16 protein-coding genes are annotated in these 17,507 nt (G+C 64.3%); 9 read left to right on the top strand and 7 right to left on the bottom strand.

Annotation, left to right across the window (positions count from 1 at the left end):
• Positions 1-20 precede the first annotated feature (20 nt).
• Positions 21-281 carry a hypothetical protein gene (locus tag IVB50_RS34390; RefSeq protein WP_018453420.1) on the top strand — a complete coding sequence of 87 codons (261 nt, stop codon included), beginning with the start codon at positions 21-23 and terminating at the stop codon, positions 279-281.
• 12 nt (positions 282-293) lie between these two features.
• Here IVB50_RS34390 and IVB50_RS34395 read toward each other — a convergent pair whose 3' ends face one another.
• The gene (locus IVB50_RS34395; protein ID WP_007596968.1) at positions 294-476 is read right to left on the bottom strand and encodes a hypothetical protein; all 183 of its coding nucleotides are present in this window, start codon (positions 474-476) and stop codon (positions 294-296) included.
• A 325-nt stretch (positions 477-801) separates the two neighbouring features.
• On the opposite strand from IVB50_RS34395, the gene IVB50_RS34400 reads away from it, so the two are divergent.
• On the top strand, positions 802-1,758 hold the full coding sequence (locus IVB50_RS34400; RefSeq protein ID WP_247299345.1) for an alpha/beta hydrolase: 957 nt from the start codon (positions 802-804) through the stop codon (positions 1,756-1,758).
• Between the two features lie 108 nt (positions 1,759-1,866).
• On the opposite strand, the gene cycA is transcribed toward IVB50_RS34400, so the two are convergent.
• The gene (gene cycA, locus IVB50_RS34405) at positions 1,867-2,262 is read right to left on the bottom strand and encodes a cytochrome c-550 CycA (protein WP_018453422.1); all 396 of its coding nucleotides are present in this window, start codon (positions 2,260-2,262) and stop codon (positions 1,867-1,869) included.
• A gap of 273 nt (positions 2,263-2,535) precedes the next feature.
• Between cycA and IVB50_RS34410 the strand changes: the two genes are divergently transcribed.
• Positions 2,536-4,029 (top strand): FAD-linked oxidase C-terminal domain-containing protein, encoded by a 1,494-nt coding sequence (locus IVB50_RS34410; RefSeq protein WP_018453423.1) that lies wholly within the window; start codon positions 2,536-2,538, stop codon positions 4,027-4,029.
• Between the two features lie 53 nt (positions 4,030-4,082).
• Here IVB50_RS34410 and IVB50_RS34415 read toward each other — a convergent pair whose 3' ends face one another.
• A complete protein-coding gene (locus tag IVB50_RS34415; protein WP_026232528.1) occupies positions 4,083-4,418 on the bottom strand; it encodes an antibiotic biosynthesis monooxygenase family protein in 336 nt (111 codons plus the stop codon).
• Positions 4,419-4,632: 214 nt separating this feature from the next.
• Here IVB50_RS34415 and IVB50_RS34420 point away from each other — a divergent pair, with 214 nt between their 5' ends.
• The 4 genes from IVB50_RS34420 to IVB50_RS34435 all read left to right on the top strand — a co-directional run bounded on the left by IVB50_RS34420 (position 4,633) and on the right by IVB50_RS34435 (position 9,063).
• Positions 4,633-5,871 (top strand): FAD-binding protein, encoded by a 1,239-nt coding sequence (locus IVB50_RS34420; protein ID WP_018453425.1) that lies wholly within the window; start codon positions 4,633-4,635, stop codon positions 5,869-5,871.
• Positions 5,868-7,190 (top strand): glycolate oxidase subunit GlcF, encoded by a 1,323-nt coding sequence (gene glcF / locus IVB50_RS34425; protein WP_018453426.1) that lies wholly within the window; start codon positions 5,868-5,870, stop codon positions 7,188-7,190. The genes IVB50_RS34420 and glcF overlap by 4 nt, the downstream gene beginning before the upstream one ends.
• Positions 7,191-7,289: 99 nt before the next feature.
• Positions 7,290-7,643 carry a histone gene (locus IVB50_RS34430; RefSeq protein ID WP_083926345.1) on the top strand — a complete coding sequence of 118 codons (354 nt, stop codon included), beginning with the start codon at positions 7,290-7,292 and terminating at the stop codon, positions 7,641-7,643.
• 415 nt (positions 7,644-8,058) lie between these two features.
• Positions 8,059-9,063, top strand: coding sequence for a TorF family putative porin (locus tag IVB50_RS34435; protein WP_026232529.1), 1,005 nt, complete (start codon positions 8,059-8,061; stop codon positions 9,061-9,063).
• A 243-nt stretch (positions 9,064-9,306) separates the two neighbouring features.
• On the opposite strand, the gene IVB50_RS34440 is transcribed toward IVB50_RS34435, so the two are convergent.
• Positions 9,307-11,070 carry an ABC transporter ATP-binding protein/permease gene (locus IVB50_RS34440; protein WP_018453429.1) on the bottom strand — a complete coding sequence of 588 codons (1,764 nt, stop codon included), beginning with the start codon at positions 11,068-11,070 and terminating at the stop codon, positions 9,307-9,309.
• A gap of 312 nt (positions 11,071-11,382) precedes the next feature.
• Here IVB50_RS34440 and IVB50_RS34445 point away from each other — a divergent pair, with 312 nt between their 5' ends.
• Complete coding sequence (locus IVB50_RS34445) at positions 11,383-13,047, top strand: L-lactate permease (RefSeq protein WP_026232530.1); 1,665 nt, start codon at positions 11,383-11,385, stop codon at positions 13,045-13,047.
• A gap of 138 nt (positions 13,048-13,185) precedes the next feature.
• Positions 13,186-13,584 carry an META domain-containing protein gene (locus IVB50_RS34450; RefSeq protein WP_018453431.1) on the top strand — a complete coding sequence of 133 codons (399 nt, stop codon included), beginning with the start codon at positions 13,186-13,188 and terminating at the stop codon, positions 13,582-13,584.
• Positions 13,585-13,780: 196 nt separating this feature from the next.
• On the opposite strand, the gene IVB50_RS34455 is transcribed toward IVB50_RS34450, so the two are convergent.
• From IVB50_RS34455 to IVB50_RS34465, 3 genes are all read right to left on the bottom strand, one after another.
• Positions 13,781-14,992: a hypothetical protein gene (locus tag IVB50_RS34455; RefSeq protein ID WP_247299347.1), complete on the bottom strand. Its 1,212-nt coding sequence runs from the start codon at positions 14,990-14,992 to the stop codon at positions 13,781-13,783.
• Between the two features lie 200 nt (positions 14,993-15,192).
• Positions 15,193-16,824 carry a chaperonin GroEL gene (groL, locus tag IVB50_RS34460; RefSeq protein WP_018453433.1) on the bottom strand — a complete coding sequence of 544 codons (1,632 nt, stop codon included), beginning with the start codon at positions 16,822-16,824 and terminating at the stop codon, positions 15,193-15,195.
• 142 nt (positions 16,825-16,966) lie between these two features.
• Entirely contained in the window at positions 16,967-17,263 is a 297-nt protein-coding gene (locus IVB50_RS34465) for a co-chaperone GroES (RefSeq protein ID WP_007596954.1), read from the bottom strand.
• Between the last annotated feature and the right edge of the window lie 244 nt (positions 17,264-17,507).

Here is a 17,507-nt window from a genome sequence, read left to right on the forward strand (position 1 = left end):
TTCATGGCGGGAGCACAGCCATGAAGCGTTTGATCTTTGCAGGTATGTTGCTGTTGGCGTCGGGCACGGCGAGCCTCGCCGACGGACTGTTCTGGGTGGTCGGCAATCGCGCCACCGGAAAATGCAACATCGTGACCAGCAATCCCGTGATCTTCGGCGACGTCTGGTTCGGTGACGGTCCTTACAAATCGAAGGCCGACGCCAAGCTTGCCCGTTCGACCATCCGCGCCTGTCCCGCACCCACGCCTGACGAGGAAAAGGACGAGGACAGCACGAACTAGGTCGACAGCAATCTAGTGCAAAACGCTGCCTTCGCGCTCGGCGAGGCCGCGATCGACCGCTGCGGCGTAGGCCTTTGCAAGCTCCGTCTCGAGGTGCTCGTTGATCAGCAGCAGCGCGCGCACGGCACCGCGCAGGTCACCGTGGCAGCTTGCCACGATCTCGTCGATCGCAGTATCTTTGGATCTCAGGCTCATCGAAATTCTCCGGTTCAAATCAGGATAAATCCTGCCGGTCTTCCCGCATCCCTGAGGGTTGCGAGCACGATCGGCGCCCACCTGCGTCTAAATGGCGGAACCGACCATGGCGATTATAAGGAAGCCGCGATGACGAGTGCATGAAGCTGTTTCGAAGCCTGCGTGCTCCGGGGAGCAGTATTGATTTCATTGCGTTTTTCTCGCTTGAATTATGCACATATCCACAGCCCCGGCATTTCAAGTGGAGCGCGGGGGCTCCCCGGGCGAAACTGCCGGCCGCAAGCCACGTAACTGCCCTGTGCCTTGGGTCGCCCGGATTCCGTCCATGATCGTGATGTCAGTCGTGACCGCGCTGGTTGTGCTGGCGCTGGTCACGCAGGCCGGCGTCCTCGCCGTGCAACGCGCCTTTCCACCGCAGGGCCGGATGATCGAGGTCGAGGGTGCCGTGCTTCACCTCGTCGATATCGGCCCGCGCGATTCGGGCCTGCCGATCGTGATGCTGCACGGCGCGAGCTCCAACCTCGAGGCAATGCGGCGGCCGCTCGGCGATCTCCTCGCCAGGAACCATCGCGTCATCCTGATCGACCGTCCCGGCCACGGCTGGAGCACGCGGGCGCGGCGGCAGGATTCGACGCCGGAGGTCCAGGCGCGAATGATCGATGAGGCGCTCGGCAAGCTCGGGATCGATCGCGCGGTGTTCGTGGTGCATTCCTGGAGCGGCGCGCTCGGCGCGCGGCTGGCGCTCGATCATCCCGGCCGCGTCGCGGGCCTTGTGATGCTCGCGCCCGTCACCCATCCTTGGCGCGGCGGCGTCGGCCGCTACAACGAGATCATCGCAACGCCCGTAATCGGCCCGCTGTTCGCCTACACCATAACCCTCCCGCTAGGCTATTTCCTGAGCGAGTCCGGCGCGCGCAACGTCTTCCTGCCGCAAACGATGCCGGACGGTTTCGTGCAGGACTCCGCGACGCCGTTGCTGCTGCGCCCGCGCGAGTTCATCGCCAATGCCTATGATCTGGTGTCGCTGAAGCAGGCGGTGGCTGCGCAAGCTCCGCGCTACGGCGAGATAACGGCGCCGGTCACGATCATCGCCGGCGAACCCGACAAGACGGTAAAGACCGCCATTCACGCCCGCCCGTTCGCCGCCACCGTGCAGAATGCCAAGCTGATCGTGCTGCCTGATCTCGGCCACATGGTGCAGAACGCGGTGCCCGATCTCGTGAAGACAGAGATCGAGACGATGATCGGGAAAATCGTCCCGGCGCAGGCGACCGCCGATTAGAGCGTTTTCGAGCGAAGTGGATGCCGGTTCGCGTGAAGAAAACGCGTCAAAACGAGAAGCTGGAGCTTCGGTTCAGAACCGAAGCTCCAGCGGCCGCCGTTCCCGCGCTTACTGCTTGATCTTTCCGTCTTTGTCGAACTGCGACACGTAGGCCCAGAGATTGTTGATCTCGGTCTCGTTCTTGATGCCGGCGAACGCCATCTTGGTGCCGGGGATCTTGGCCTTGGGGTCCTTGATGTATTCCTTGAACACGGCCTCGTTCCAGGTGATGCCGGAATTCTTGTTGGCGTCGGAGTAATTGTAGTCCGGCGCGGTGCCGGACTTGCGGCCGTCGAGGCCGTTGAGCTCGGGGCCGACCTTGTTCTTGGCGCCTTCGCCGATCGCGTGACAGGCCAGGCATTTGTTGAACGACGACTTGCCGGCCGCGACGTCCTGCGCCATCGCGGCGGGTGCGGTGGCAATCGCGGTGAGAATGGTCAATGCGCCAAAAATCAGTTTTGTCATCGGGTGCTCTTCGTCTCTTCCCTGGGGGCTGGTCAGTTGCATGCCTGATCGGCAACGGTCGGACCTGCCGGTTTTGGCAGGCCTGCTCGGATTGGACAAGCCGCCAAACCATGGCAGGTTTCACGATTTCCTACTTGTCCCAGAGCGAACTCGCGCAGGATCGTCGATCCGACTTTCGGACGGCCTACCCAAACCACCGCGGACGTGGTTGATTTACCGCGACAAATCGATCATGCGGCCTTGGCCGGAAGGATATGCCATGAAGGAAATGTTATGGCCATCATGATGCCCGCGAGCGACCAGGCCGTGCTCGCGCGCCGCGCCGAGATCGTGGCTGCATTGCGCGCAATCGTGCCGGGCGAAGGCGTGATCGACAGCGCCGCCGAGATGCGGGCCTATGAATCCGATGGGTTGACGGCCTATCGGCAGCCGCCGATGGTCGTTGTGCTGCCCGACACGACCGAGCAGGTTTCGCTGGTCCTGAAATATTGTGCAGGGCAGGGCATCAAGGTGGTGCCCCGCGGCTCCGGCACCTCGCTGTCCGGCGGCGCGCTGCCGCTGGAAGACGGCGTGCTTCTGGGCCTCGGCAAGTTCAAGCGCATCCGCGAGATCGATTTCGACAACCGCGCCGTCGTCACCGAACCCGGCGTCACCAACCTCGCGATCAGCCAGGCCGTCGCCCATGCTGGGTTCTACTACGCGCCGGATCCGTCATCGCAGATCGCCTGCTCGATCGGCGGCAATGTCGCGGAGAATTCCGGCGGCGTGCACTGCCTGAAATACGGCATGACCACCAACAACGTGCTCGGCTGCGAGATCGTGCTGATGAGCGGCGAGATCCTGCGCATCGGCGGCAAGTCGGCGGAAAACTCCGGCTACGATTTGATGGGCGTCATCACCGGCTCGGAAGGCCTGCTCGGTGTCATCACCGAGATCACGGTGCGCATCCTGCAAAAGCCGGAGACGGCGCGCGCGCTGATGGTCGGCTTCGCGCAAGTCGAGGCGGCCGGCGAATGCGTGGCGCGCATCATCGGCGCCGGCATCATTCCCGGCGGCATGGAGATGATGGACAAGCCCGCGATCCACGCCGCGGAGGCCTTCGTCCATGCCGGCTATCCGCTCGATGTCGAGGCCCTCCTCATCATCGAGCTCGACGGTCCCAAGATCGAGGTCGACGAGCTGATCACGCGGGTCGAGACGATTGCGAACGCTTGCGGCTCGACCACCTGCCAGATCTCGACCTCGGAAGCCGAGCGCAATCTGTTCTGGGCCGGCCGGAAAGCCGCCTTCCCCGCCGTCGGCCGCATTTCGCCCGACTATCTCTGCATGGACGGCACCATCCCCCGCGGTGCGCTGCCGAAGGCGCTGGCGCGCATCCGCGAGCTCTCGGAAAAGTACCAGCTTGGTTGCGCCAACGTGTTCCATGCCGGCGACGGCAATCTGCATCCGCTGATCCTCTACGATGCCAACAAGCCCGGCGAGATCGAGCGCGCCGAAGCCTTCGGCGCCGACATCCTGCGCGCCTGCGTCGAGTTCGGCGGCGTGCTCACCGGCGAGCACGGCGTCGGCATCGAGAAGCGCGATCTGATGCCGGAAATGTTCAGCGAGATCGACCTCAACCAGCAGCAGCGTCTGAAATGCGCCTTCGACGCGCAGGGCCTGCTCAATCCCGGAAAGGTGTTTCCGACCCTGCACCGCTGCGCCGAGCTCGGCCGCATGCACGTCCATGCCGGGAATCTGGCATTCCCGGACATCCCCCGGTTCTAGGCGCTTGCGCCGATGGAAGGGCTTGCGATGCACGCCTCTTTCCTCGGCAATGCCTACAGCAGTCCGTATTGCGCCCGCTCGCGCTTCGCCAGCAGCGGCAGGGCTTCGCCAGCGATCCAGGTCTTGAAATGCGCGCTCTCCTGGTGCGCCTTGAATGCCGCCTCGTCGCGGAACAGTTCGTAGAACAGGAACTGGGCCGGATTGTCCTTTGCGCGCGAGATCAAGAACAGCTTGACGCCGTCCTCGCGCTGGGCCTCCGGCAGGAAGCGGTCGAGGATCGCGGCGATCTTGTCGGCCTCGCCCGGCTTCGCTTCCCATTGCGCGACGACGAGCAGGCCGCCGCCGTCGACGGCGTCGCTGAGCGATTTCTGCGTGGCATAGTGGTTCATGATGTCGTCTCCGTCGGTTGGTCTCTCGGTGCAGATTTGTAGCGATCGGCTGTCGGCTTTGGTTCGCCGGTGATCGAAGTGTCGACGTCGTGAATGCTTCGATGAGGATCGAATCTTGGCCGTGGCTCCGAGGTCGAGCCGGATCGCGCGGCAATGGCCGCTGTCGTCACGCTGCATTTGATTTTGGCGGCGAATTTCGCTACCGCCTTTGCCCGTGGATACGCTCAAGGTACGAGACGCCAAAGACGTCGAAGAGGTGGTGCGCGCGGCGATTGCCAATGAGCAGCCGCTCGAGATCATCGGCCATGGCTCCAAGCGCGGCATCGGCCACGCGATGGCGACCAACGCCGTGCTCGACGTCTCCGCGCTGAATGCCATCACCGGCTACGAGCCCAACGAACTCATTGTCACGCTCCAGGCCGGGGCGCCGCTGGCCGACGTGCTGTCGCTGATCGATGCCAAGAACCAGCAATTCGCCTTCGAGCCGATGAACACCGCGCCGCTGCTCGGCACGCCCGCGCTCGGCACCATCGGCGGCATGATCGCGGCTGGCCTGGCCGGTCCGCGCCGGATCAAGGCGGGCGGCGCGCGCGACCATCTGCTCGGGGCGCATGCCGTCTCCGGTTTCGGCGACAGCTTCAAGACCGGCGGCAAGGTGGTGAAGAACGTCACCGGCTACGACCTCTGCAAGCTTCTCGCCGGTTCCTGGGGCACGCTGTCGGTCATGACCGAGGTCACGCTGAAAGTGATGCCCAAGCCGGAGGCCGAGCGGACGCTGTTGCTGCGCGGGCTCGACGATGCCGCCGCCAACAAGGCAATGACGGCGGCGCTCGGCTCGCCTTTCGATGTCTCCGGGGCCGCGCATCTGCCGACATCGGCGTTCCGGACCGAGATCGAAGGTCTCGGCGATATCGCAGGCCAGGGCGAGGCGCTGACCGTGCTGCGGCTCGAGGGCATTGCCGCCTCGGCCGCCCACCGTGCCGGCTCGCTGCGCGAATTGCTGGCGCCGTTCGGAACCGCAATTCTCGTCGAGGACACGGCGTCAGCGGCGCTGTGGACCACGATCCGCGACGTCCTGCCGTTCGCGGCCAGTGGCGCGCTGGGGGCCTGGCCGGTCTGGCGGATCGTCTGCCCGCCGGCGTCGGGCGCGGCGCTCGGGACCCTGCTGGCGCGCGAGACCGGTGGCGACGTGATCTACGATTGGGGTGGTGGACTGATCTGGGCGGCGGTGCCACCGAAGCCGGACGCGCATGCTCGGGCCGTGCGCGAACGTACGAATGCCGCCGGCGGGCACGCCACGCTGATCCGGGCGGCCGAGGACATCAGGCGCGCGATCGATGTATTCCACCCGCAAGCCCCTGGCCTTGCCGCGTTGAGCGAGCGGGTCCGCGCCAGTTTCGATCCGAAGACCATCCTCAACCGGGGGCGGCTGACGCGAGGCACTGCCGCATGAAGACCGAATTTTCACTCGCGCAGCTCGCCGATCCCGACATCGCGGAAGCCGACAAGATCCTGCGCGCCTGCGTCCATTGCGGCTTCTGCACCGCAACCTGTCCGACCTATGTGCTGCTTGGCGACGAGCTCGATAGCCCGCGCGGCCGCATCTATCTGATCAAGGAGATGCTGGAGAAGGACCAGACGCCGACGGCCGAAGTGGTCAAACATGTCGACCGCTGCCTGTCGTGCCTGGCCTGCATGACGACCTGCCCCTCGGGCGTGAATTACATGCATCTGGTCGATCAGGCCCGGGTCAGGATCGAGCAGCGTTACGAGCGGCCGCTCGCCGAGCGGCTGCTGCGCCGAGTGCTGGCCTTCGTCCTGCCGCACCCGCAGCGTTTCCGCGCCAGCATGTGGCTGGCGCGGCTGGCCCGCCCGCTGGCCGCGTTCCTGCCGACGCCGCGGCCGTCGGCGACGCCCGGCCTGGTTCTGCGCCTCAAGGCGATGCTGGCGCTGGCGCCGGACCGGCTGCCGCCGCCCGGGCCCGCCGCCGGCAGTGTGTTCGCGGCACTCGGCAAGAAGCGCGGCCGGGTCGCGCTGCTCCAGGGCTGCGCCCAGCAGGTGCTGGCGCCGCGCATCAACCAGGCCGCCATCAGTCTCCTCACGCGCCACGGCATCGAGGTCGTCCTTGTCAGGGACGAGCAGTGCTGCGGCGCCCTGACCCATCACCTCGGCGACGATCAGGACGCATTGGCACGGGCTCGCGCCAATGTCGCGGCGTGGCGCGCGGAAGCGGCCGGCGAGGGGCTCGACGCCATCCTGGTGACGGCGTCAGGCTGCGGCACCGTGATCAAGGACTACGGCTATCTTCTGCGCGAAGACGCTGCGTTTGCCGCCGATGCGGCGAAGGTCTCTGCGCTCGCCAAGGACATCACTGAATACGTCGCCGGCCTTGGACTCGCGGCCACGACGCGACAGGACAACATCGTCGTCGCTTATCACTCTGCGTGTTCGTTGCAGCACGGGCAGAAAATCACGGGCCTTCCGAAAGAATTGCTTTCCAATAACGGATTCGTGGTGAAAGATGTGCCGGAGAGCCATTTGTGTTGCGGTTCGGCGGGGACTTACAACATTCTCCAGCCCGAGCTTGCGGGCCGGTTGCGCGATCGCAAGGTCGCCAACATCGCGAGCGTCAAGCCGGACATGATTGCCGCAGGCAATATCGGCTGCATGGTGCAGATTGCCAGTGGCACGTCAGTTCCGGTCGTACACACGATTGAGCTTCTCGATTGGGCTACGGGCGGGTCGCAGCCGGCATTGAACGCGCAAGACTGAGCTTTCGAAGACTAAGCTTTCGAAGGCTGAGCTTTCGTCCGGAGATAACGGCTGAAGACACCCGATCGACCATTGTTCGGCGGCAACAGGAGGATCACGATGGCGAAAGCGAAGAAGAAAAAAAGCAAGAAGGCCAAAAAGGCCAAGAAGGCAGTAGCGGCGAAGAAGACCTCAAAGAAGGCAGCCAAGAAGTCCGCGAAGAAATCCGCGAAGAAGTCTGCCAAGAAGGCTCCAAAGAAATCTGCGAAGAAGGCCGCGCCAAAGAAGGCCGCTAAGAAGGCTGCGCCTAAGAAGGCCGCCAAGAAGGCTGCGAAGAAAGCGGCGCCGAAGAAGGCGAAGGCAGCTCCGAAGCCGTCAACGCCGGCAGCTCCGGCTCCCGAGCCTGCCGCCGAGACAAGCTGGGCGATGCCTTCGTCTTCTGCGGACACGACACCGGCCGAAGGACAAGGTTAGGCCCAAGGTCAGGCCAAAGGCTGGATCCAATCCGACGACCATGATCGGCAACAGGAAGGCCGCAGCCGGCGATGCTGCGGCCTTTTTGCATCGGCGCGTCGGCGCGCGGGGATGATCTCGTCGGGAAGCAGCCTGATTCGTGGCACGGGCAGCACGGTACCGCCGGACCCGTACTAACGCGGGCCTCCCAGTGCACTTTGGAATGCAAATAATGTGATCGAGAAGACACACGGGCTGACAACCTTTCGTGGAATCGTCAGAACGCCCAAAAAGTCGGCAGATGCCCGCGTTTTTTGCTTCACGGTTTGCCTCACCCCATCCAGATTGCCGCAGTTACGAAATTTGCAATCAGGTCGAGCGTTCCGGGGGCTTCCGGGATCCGGCTGGGGTCTTAGAACTGGTGATGGGGATCGAAATGAAAAAAGTGGCTTTGTTGGCAACGGCGCTGGCAATGGTGACGGGCTCGGCTTTCGCGGCAGACATGCGAGTGAAGGCACTGAAGGCCCCGCCGGTGGTCGCGTTTGATCCCTGGGATATCGCCTTCGGCGGCGCCATCATGAGCGACTACATCTTCCGCGGCGTCACGCAGTCGAACCACAAGCCGTCGGTCGCGGCCTATTTCGAGCCGCGCTACAACGTCAACAAGGACCTCCAGCTCTACGTCGGCGTGTCCGCCGAGAGCATCTCCTTCGCCAATCGCGCTGCTGCTGAAGTCGACATCTACGGCGGTATCCGCCCGACCTTCGGCGCCTTCGCCTTCGATATCGGTGTCTGGGGCTACCTGTATCCGGGCGGCAGCTGCGCCGACAACGTGCTCACCGGCGGCATTCCGGGCGGCAACGTCTGCGGCGTCAGCACGACCACTATCTTCCTCGCCGACGGCAACGTCATGAAGAAGGACGTCAGCTTCGTCGAAGTCTACGGCAAGGTGAACTACACCATCAACGACAGCTTCACGGTCGGCGCGACCGAGTACTACTCGCCGAACTTCCTGAACTCGGGTGCCTGGGGCAACTACGCTTCGTTGACCGCCAAGTACACGGCGCCCAGCACGGCCTTCGGTGCTTCCGGCATGGGCATGTACGTCTCGGGTGAGTTCGGCCGGCAGTGGTTTGGTACTTCGGACGCCTTCTACGGCACCGGCGTCGGCACCGTTTTCGCCAACGGTATCCCCTACAAGGACTACAACACCTGGAACATCGGCATCGGCTTCACCTACAAAGTGTTCACGCTGGACCTGCGTTACTCCGACACCGACCTGAACAAGGGTGATTGCAACGCCTTCACCAGCGCCTTCAACGCCACCGGCACCACCAACGTCACCGCGATCAATCCGGGCGGTGCTGGCTCCAACTGGTGCGGCGCGGCCGGCATTGCCAAGCTGTCGTTCGACCTGACGGCCATGAGCAACCTGAAGTAAGCTTCTTCCCGAAGCGACTTGATGAGGGCGGCAGGGCAACCTGCCGCCCTTTTGCTTTGGGGCTTTGGGGCGTAGGCCAGGGGCCCGCATGGTTCGAGACGGCCGCCTCCGGCGGGCTCCTCACCATGAGGGGTCACAGATCTCACCGCGAGGACAGACCTCATCCTGAAGGCCGAAAAAGGCGGGCGTCTCGAAGCACGGCCGCAACCAAGGGCCATAGCCTCAGAGCTTCGTCGGGCCGTCTCAGCGTGCCGCGCTCGGCTCCTTCTCGACCGGCACACCACCGTCACCGAGGACGTGGATCGCGCCGTGCTTCACCATCGTCACCTTGCGGGTATGGAAGGCTTCCAGCGTCGAGCGGTGGCCGATCGAGACGAGGGTGGCCTGTGGCAGCTTCTCCGCCAGCAGCCGGTACAGGCGGGCCTCGGACGGCTCGTCCAGCGAGGCCGTGGCCTCGTCCAGGAACAGATAGTCCGGCGCGTGCAGCAGCGCGCGGGCGAGCCCGAGGCGCTGCTGCTCGCCCAGCGACAGCATCCGGTTCCAATGACCGTCCTCCTCAAGCCGCTCGGCGAGGTCGGGCAGGCCGACCGCGATCAGCGCGTCCCTGACGCGTGCAGTTTCAAATGCGCCCGGCGCGGCCGGATAGACCACCGCGTCGCGCAACACGCCGACCGGGAAATAGGGGCGCTGGGGCAGCATCATCAGCTTCGCTTTTTCCGGGACGAAGATGGTGCCGGTGCCGAACGGCCAGATGCCGGCGATGGCGCGGAACAGCGTCGACTTGCCGGAGCCCGACGGTCCGGTCACCAGCACGCGCTCCGGCGTCTGGACGGAGAAGGCGTCGGTGGCGACCAGCGGCGTGCCGCTCGGCAGGTTCACGCAGAGCTGTTCGAGGGTGATATTGCGATTGCCGCCGGCGGCCTTGAGGGCGATCGCAGGCTCGTGCGGCGGCAGGTGCGCGGCCGCATCGACCGACATCTCGAAGCCGTCGAGGCGGGCGACGATCGAGCGCCATTCCGCCAGCGATCGGTACGCCGTGACGAAGAACGACAATGCGCCCTGTACGCTCGAGAAGGCGGAGGCGGTCTGCATCATGTCGCCAAGCTGGATCTTCTTGGCGAAGAAGGCCGGCGCCACCAGCACGTAGGGAAAGATCACGGCGGCCTGCTGATAGCTCGCGGTGAACGCGGTGAGGCGCTTGGTGCGGCTCATGATGGCATACCAATTGCCGATCACGAAGCCGAAGCGGTCCAGCAGCCGGCCGCGCTCGGCGCCTTCGCCCTTGAGCAGCGCGATCTGCTCGGAATTCTCGCGGACGCGGACGAGGTTGAAGCGGAAGTCGGCCTCGAAGCGCTGCTGCTCGAAATTGAGATTGACCAGCGGGGCACCGATCCAGTGCGTCAGCGCGGTGCCGAAGATCGCGTAGACCAGCGCGCCCCAGCACAGATATCCGGGGATCATGAGGTCGGCGCCGAACAGGTGCAACGGCGCAGCGTTGGAAAGCCCCCAGAGGATGATCACGAAGGAGAACAGCGTCACGATCGACGAGAGCAGGCCGAGCCCGATGGTCAGGGTCTGCTCGACGAAGTTCTTGACGTCCTCGGTGATGCGCTGGTCCGGGTTGTCGGCCGCATCGCCCTTAAGCTGCATGCGGTAGTGGGTGGCGCCTTGCAGCCATTCGCCCAAATAGTGCCGGGTCAGCCATTGCCGCCAGCGGATCTGGAGCCACTGGTTCAGGTACAGCTTGTAGACCGCCAGCGCGATGAAGGCGGAGGCGAGGCCGATGAAGATCCAGATCTCCCTGACGAAGCTATCCCAGTCACTTGCCTGCAGTGAGCTGTAGAACCGGTTCTGCCATTGATTGACCAGGACGTCGATCGCGACCAGCGCCAGCTCCATCGCGATGACTGCGGCAAGCAGGCCGCGGCCGGCCCATTTGTCCTCCGACCGGAAATAGGGGGCGGCGATTCGCCAGACGATCGCGAGCGTGGCGCTGATGTTCTTCACAGAGCTCTGTCTCCTGAGGGATGTGCACAACTGCCCGGGGCCAAAGACTTGGGACGACGGCGGAAATCGGCGCGCTTAGACTAAAGTCGCAAGTCCTGCAATTTGCGTTGGCTTGTCGCAGCTTGCAACCCTAGCATGGGGCTCGACGGCGCGGGGTGGGGGCCTTCGGGATTTCGCGAGCTTGTGAGCGGACGGGAACCGCTGCATTCGCGAGGAATTCGCGTCCAGCTCGGGGGTTATCGCTTCAGCGTCAAGCAGGATCGGCTGTCCACGCGGGCCGCCTGCAGCACACATGCGTGGGGGAGGAAGATCATGTGGAATCAAGTTTATGACCCGTTGCACAGCCCCGTGCTGTCGACGATCGCGGCGGCAGTCCCTGTCGTCACATTGCTGGTCCTGATCGCGAGCGGACGGGTCCAGGCTCATATCGCAGCGGTCATCGCTGTGATCGTGGCCAATTTGATCACGATCTTCGTCTTCACCATGCCGGCGAACATGTCGATCCGCGCCTCGGTGCTGGGCATCGTCACCGGGTTCTTCCCGATCGGCTGGATCGTTCTCAACGTCATCTTCCTCTACCAGGTGACGGTGAGCACCGGGCGCTTCGAATTGCTCAAGCGCGCGGTCGGCGGCGTCACCGAGGACCGGCGGCTGCAATTGCTGCTGATCGCGTTCTCGTTCGGCGCCTTCTTCGAAGGCGCCTCGGGCTTCGGCACGCCGGTCGCGATCACGGGCGCCGTCCTGATCGGCCTCGGCTTCTCGCCGCTTGCAGCAAGCGGCCTGTCGCTGATCGCCAACACCGCGCCGGTCGCTTATGGGGCGCTGGGCACGCCGATCCAAGGCCTTGCCTCGGTGACCGGGCTTGATCCCTACATCCTCGGCGCGATGGTCGGCCGGCAATTGCCGTTCTTCTCGCTGATCGTGCCGTTCTGGGTGGTGTGGGCGTTCGCGGGCTGGAAGGGCATGAAGGACGTCTGGCCGGCGATCCTGGTCACCGGCGTGTCGTTCGCGGTCCCGCAATTCGTGATCTCGAACTACGTCAATCCCTGGATCGTCGACATCGGGGCGTCGCTGATCTCGATGGGGGCGCTGATCCTGTTCCTGAAGGTCTGGCAGCCCAGGCAGCTCTGGCTGTCGCCGGCGCTGCGCGGCCGCGATGAATCGGCCGCCACCATGGCCGCGGCAAAACCGATGGACAAGACGCCGCTGACGCAGAGCGAGCTGTTCAGCGCGCTGCTGCCGTGGATCATCGTCTGCATCGTGATGCTGATCTGGGGCAATGGTGGATTCAAGACCTGGGCGAACTCGATCTTCACCTGGAACTATCCCGTTCCCGAGCTGCATCAGATGATCAACAAGATGCCGCCGGTCGCGCCGGGGCCGACGAAAGAGAGCGCGGTGTTCGGCTTCACCTATCTCTCGTTCACCGGCACCGGCATGCTGATTGCGGCGATCATCTCAGGCTTCCTGATGGGCGTCGGTCCTGGCCGGCTCTTGACGGAATACGGGCGCACCATCCGGCTTTGCGCGATCTCGCTGATCACGATCTCGGCGATGCTCGCGATTGGCACGCTGACGCGGCTCTCCGGCGTGGACGCGACGCTCGGTCTCGCCTTTGCTGCAACCGGCGTGCTCTATCCCTTCTTCGGCACGCTGCTCGGCTGGTTGGGCGTGGCGCTAACGGGATCGGATACCGCTTCCAACGTTCTGTTCGGAAATCTTCAGAAGATCACCTCCGAGCAGCTTGGTCTGTCGCCGATCCTGATGGCTGCGGCGAACTCGTCCGGCGGCGTGATGGGCAAGATGATCGACGCCCAGTCGATCGTGGTCGCGTCCACCGCGACGAATTGGTACGGGCACGAGGGCACGATCCTGCGCTTCGTGTTCTGGCACTCGATCGTGCTGGCCTCGTTGGTCGGCGTGTTCGTGACGCTGCAGGCCTATGTCTGGCCGTTCACGGCGATGGTCCTGAAGTAGCAGGCCACGCCCGGCTTCAAGCCAAATCCCCGCGAGGTTGCTCCTCGCGGGGATTTTTGCGTGGCCCATGGGCGAACCTTCTCAACGGCGCCGCCGTCTTATAGAAGGTGCCGCAAATCACGTCGGTCGAGAGGTCTCATGGTTTCGTTCAGGCAGATGGTGTGTGCGGCGGTTGCAACGCTCGCGATGTCCACGCTCGCGCGTGCGGAGGACGGTTTTCCGTTCGGCACCGAGATGACGCTGGAGGCGCTGCCGCAGCCGGGCTCGAAGCGGATTCCGAACATCGAGATCGGCGACAATGGCGAAGTCGTGCTGGAGCTCTGGTGCAAGGGCGGCAAGGGCCAGTTCTCGGTTGCCGGCAACACCGTGATCTTCGTCCCCGGCCAGATCCAGGACCGCTCCTGCCCGCCGGCAAGGGCCCAGGCCGACGACGATCTCGTTGCAGCCCTGGGCAGTGTCGAGACCTGGAAGCGCCAGGGTGACGTGCTCACGCTCGTCGGCCCCAAGCCGCTGCGCTTTCGCGTCAACGGCAATTAGCCCCTGCTGTCATTCCCCGCGACCCGGCTACGCCAAGGCTTCGCCGGGGTTGAGGTCCAGGGGCGCCGAAGCTTTAGCACAGGCGGCAGGCGGGGAATCCAGTACGCCGCGGCTTCTCGATTCATCAAAACCTTCTCGGAGTACTGGATCGCCCGGTCAAGCCGGGCGACGACCGAGAGTTGATATGCGGGCTACATCACTTCCACACCGACTTGTCGGCGTCCCAGCGCTGGCCTTTCAGCTCCTTGGTGAGCGCCTCGACCGAACCGTTGTCGTCGGGCTGATCGCCTTCCTCGTCCGCGGTCGCTTCGTCCGAGAGATTGAGCTTGGCGCCGCTGCTCTCGTCAGTGGTCGTGGTCGCGGGACTCCCGATCCAGAGCATGAGCTTGTCGGTCGTGCCGGGCTTGTCGGGCGAGACGAGGCCCGCGACCTCGATCGTGTCGGTGAGCTCGAGCGCGGGAAAATCCTGGTTCGGTCGCTTGAACACCAGCTTGAGCTTGCCGGTCGCCGGGTTGAAGCTTTGCGAGACCGGCTTTGCCGCGAGCGTCCTGCTCAGCACGCCAGCCACCGCGGCCGCGAGCTTGTCGCGGTTGATCTTGTCGCCCTCGCGCCAATCGGCGGCGGCAATGCGGATGGTGCGGTCCATCTCGGTCATGCCCGCGGTCCAGCCCGCGGCGGTGACGCCGGGCGTCGCCTTGAATTTCGCCAGCAGCGCGCCGGCGCGCTCCGGATCGACCGACATGTTGATGGTCTGCTCGCCCGCGCGCAGCGCGTCGCAGCCGACGGTGAGACTCGCCAGCGTCACCTCGACGTCCTGGCCCTTCAGGCTCTTCAGGAACTCGGTCGCGGCATCCAGCTTGACCTTGACCGCGATCGCTTCCGGCGAGACGTCGGTGAAGTCCTTCGGCTGCGGCGTGATGCCGTCGTCGGAGGTCTGGTTGTCGAGGAATTCCTTCTCGCTGAGATCGGAATTGTCGGGCGAGGTGACCTCGGTCACGGTCTGGCCAATGCTGATCTGGCCGCGGAATTCGAACGTGTCTCCGGCCTGTTTGCGCAGCAGCTTGACTGTGACCGGCGCCTTCGCGCCGAGGCTCTGCGTCGTACCCGTCAGGTTCTGGCCCGCGACCTGGAGATTGACGACGAAGCGGTCCTTGCGGTCGGAATTCTTCGCGACGGGATAGCAGACGTCGAGCACGGCTGCGGTGACGGTCTTGCCCTGGCGTGTCTCTTTCAAGATCACGTCGGCATTGCCGTCCATCAGCCCGTCGATCGAGGTGAAATAGCGCGTCTCGACGCCGCCGGGCGCCGTGGCCTTCGGCGCCAGCTTCATCTGGGCGGATGCGACCTCTGGCGAACCTGCAAGCAGAGCCGCCAGAACGGCCGTGGAGCAAAACACAAGCGCGCGCATCGACGAAATCCCCGGGCAAAGTGGGCATGATCCGGAAAGTGTGAAGCGGTTTTCCGACGAGATCAGGCCCAAACAATTCGAATCGGCCGTCACCGTAGTGGGTTTTGGCCGCCGGTTGAATTGGAAAGCACGGGCCATGATCGGCAAAAAGAAGGCCGCCCGGAGGCGGCCTTCGCAGCACTGTCAGGCGAGGTTCGGCCTTAGAAGCCGCCCATACCGCCACCGGCCGGCATGCCGGAGGCGGCTTCCTTCTTCGGCGACTCCGCGACCATGGCCTCGGTGGTCACCAGCAGACCGGCGATCGATGCGGCGTCCTGGAGCGCGGTACGCACCACCTTGGCGGGGTCGATGATGCCCTTCTCGACCATGTCGACATACTCCTCGGTCTGGGCGTCGAAGCCGAAGGTCTCGGACTTGTTCTCCAGGATCTTGCCGACGACGATCGAGCCTTCCACGCCCGCGTTCTCGGAGATTTGGCGGATCGGGGCTTCCAGTGCCTTCAGCACGATGTTGATGCCGGCCTGGACGTCGGCATTGGCGTTGGTCAGACGGCCGACCGCCTTCTTGGCGCGGAGCAGCGCGACGCCGCCGCCGGGGACGATGCCTTCCTGCACCGCGGCGCGAGTGGCGTTGAGCGCATCCTCGACGCGGTCCTTCTTCTCCTTGACCTCGATCTCGGTGGCACCGCCGACGCGGATCACCGCGACGCCGCCTGCGAGCTTGGCGAGGCGCTCCTGGAGCTTCTCACGGTCGTAATCCGAGGTGGTTTCCTCGATCTGGGCCTTGATCTGGCCGACGCGGGCCTCGATCTCCGGCTTCCTGCCGGCGCCCTTGACGATCGTGGTGTTCTCCTTGTCGATCACAACCTTGCCCGCGCGCCCAAGCATCTTCACCGTCACGCTCTCGAGCTTCATGCCGAGGTCTTCGGAGATCAGCTGGCCGCCGGTGAGGATCGCGAGGTCCTCGAGCATGGCCTTGCGGCGGTCGCCGAAGCCCGGCGCCTTGACGGCGGCGACCTTCAGGCCGCCACGGAGGCGGTTGACGACCAGGGTGGCCAGCGCCTCGCCCTCGACGTCCTCGGCGATGATGACGAGCGGCTTGCCCGACTGCACCACGGCTTCCAGCACGGGCAGCATGGCCTGCAGGCCGGACAGCTTCTTCTCGTGCAGGAGGATGTAAGCGTCCTCGAGCTCGGCCGTCATCTTCTCGGGGTTGGTGACGAAGTAGGGGCTGAGATAGCCGCGGTCGAACTTCATGCCCTCGACGATGTCCACCTCGGTGTCGAGTGACTTGTTCTCCTCGACGGTGATGACGCCCTCGTTGCCGACCTTCTGCATCGCCTGCGCGATCATCTTGCCGATGGCGGCATCGCCGTTGGCCGAAATGGTGCCGACCTGGGCGACCTCGGAGGAGGCGGCGACCGGCTTGGCGCGCTTCTCGATGTCCTTGACGACGGCCGCGACCGCGATGTCGATGCCGCGCTTGAGGTCCATCGGGTTCATGCCGGCGGCAACCGACTTGGCGCCTTCGCGGACGATGGACTGGGCCAGCACGGTCGCGGTGGTGGTGCCGTCGCCGGCGAGGTCGTTGGTCTTGGAGGCGACCTCACGCACCATCTGGGCGCCCATGTTCTCGAACTTGTCCTCGAGCTCGATCTCCTTGGCGACGGTGACGCCGTCCTTGGTGATGCGGGGCGCGCCGAACGACTTCTCGATGAGCACGTTGCGGCCTTTCGGGCCGAGCGTCACCTTGACGGCGTTGGCGAGAATATCGACGCCGCGCAGCATGCGTTCGCGCGCGTCTCCGGAAAACTTGACGTCTTTGGCAGCCATGGTCTGCAATTCCTCTTCTTCGTGATGTGTCTTGCTAATTGGGTCGCCTCATTCCGGGGTCCGCGATCGAACCCGGCGGAATGATGCATGCCCGGATCGAGTGACCCGGGCGTGCATTCAGCGGCCGTTCAGGCGTCTGGCCTTAGGCCATCACGCCCATAATGTCCGACTCCTTCATGATCAGGAGCTCATCGTTGTCGATCTTGACCTCGGTGCCCGACCACTTGCCAAACAGCACACGGTCGCCGACCTTGAGGTCGATCGGGATCAGCTTGCCGGCCTCGTCGCGACCACCGGGGCCGACGGCGACGACTTCGCCCTGGGACGGCTTTTCCTTGGCCGTGTCCGGAATGATGATGCCGCCCTTGGTCTTTGACTCGGCGTCGATACGTTTGACCACGACACGGTCATGCAGCGGACGAAATTTGGATTTAGTCATGACGTTTCCCTTTGGAGGCTCGCTTCGGAAGGAGAGGAAGTGGGCGGGCGGCGCTTCCGTCCACCCTTCCCGAGGATCGATCGGCGCGCGTTAGCAATCCATCTTTCAGAGTGCTAATGGTGCGCCCGGGAATATGGCTTGGCCGCGATCCTGTCAAGCAAAGGTGGTTAAGCGATTGGTGAGACGGATATAGGATGGTGACATTGGAAACTTGTTCGGGGTGCCGGCGTATTAAAGGACGTCA

This window comes from Bradyrhizobium sp. 87, from assembly GCF_023073015.1.
GTDB lineage: Bacteria > Pseudomonadota > Alphaproteobacteria > Rhizobiales > Xanthobacteraceae > Bradyrhizobium > Bradyrhizobium canariense_D.

What these genes read in the sequence shown, in the direction of transcription:
- IVB50_RS34390 (WP_018453420.1), top strand. Translation starts at nt 21, where the DNA reads ATGAAGCGTTTGATCTTTGCAGGTATGTTGCTGTTGGCGTCGGGCACG.
- IVB50_RS34395 (WP_007596968.1), bottom strand. Translation starts at nt 476, where the DNA reads ATGAGCCTGAGATCCAAAGATACTGCGATCGACGAGATCGTGGCAAGC.
- IVB50_RS34400 (WP_247299345.1), top strand. Translation starts at nt 802, where the DNA reads ATGATCGTGATGTCAGTCGTGACCGCGCTGGTTGTGCTGGCGCTGGTC.
- cycA (WP_018453422.1), bottom strand. Translation starts at nt 2,262, where the DNA reads ATGACAAAACTGATTTTTGGCGCATTGACCATTCTCACCGCGATTGCC.
- IVB50_RS34410 (WP_018453423.1), top strand. Translation starts at nt 2,536, where the DNA reads ATGGCCATCATGATGCCCGCGAGCGACCAGGCCGTGCTCGCGCGCCGC.
- IVB50_RS34415 (WP_026232528.1), bottom strand. Translation starts at nt 4,418, where the DNA reads ATGAACCACTATGCCACGCAGAAATCGCTCAGCGACGCCGTCGACGGC.
- glcF (WP_018453426.1), top strand. Translation starts at nt 5,868, where the DNA reads ATGAAGACCGAATTTTCACTCGCGCAGCTCGCCGATCCCGACATCGCG.
- IVB50_RS34430 (WP_083926345.1), top strand. Translation starts at nt 7,290, where the DNA reads ATGGCGAAAGCGAAGAAGAAAAAAAGCAAGAAGGCCAAAAAGGCCAAG.
- IVB50_RS34435 (WP_026232529.1), top strand. Translation starts at nt 8,059, where the DNA reads ATGAAAAAAGTGGCTTTGTTGGCAACGGCGCTGGCAATGGTGACGGGC.
- IVB50_RS34445 (WP_026232530.1), top strand. Translation starts at nt 11,383, where the DNA reads ATGTGGAATCAAGTTTATGACCCGTTGCACAGCCCCGTGCTGTCGACG.
- IVB50_RS34450 (WP_018453431.1), top strand. Translation starts at nt 13,186, where the DNA reads ATGGTTTCGTTCAGGCAGATGGTGTGTGCGGCGGTTGCAACGCTCGCG.
- IVB50_RS34455 (WP_247299347.1), bottom strand. Translation starts at nt 14,992, where the DNA reads ATGCGCGCGCTTGTGTTTTGCTCCACGGCCGTTCTGGCGGCTCTGCTT.
- groL (WP_018453433.1), bottom strand. Translation starts at nt 16,824, where the DNA reads ATGGCTGCCAAAGACGTCAAGTTTTCCGGAGACGCGCGCGAACGCATG.
- IVB50_RS34465 (WP_007596954.1), bottom strand. Translation starts at nt 17,263, where the DNA reads ATGACTAAATCCAAATTTCGTCCGCTGCATGACCGTGTCGTGGTCAAA.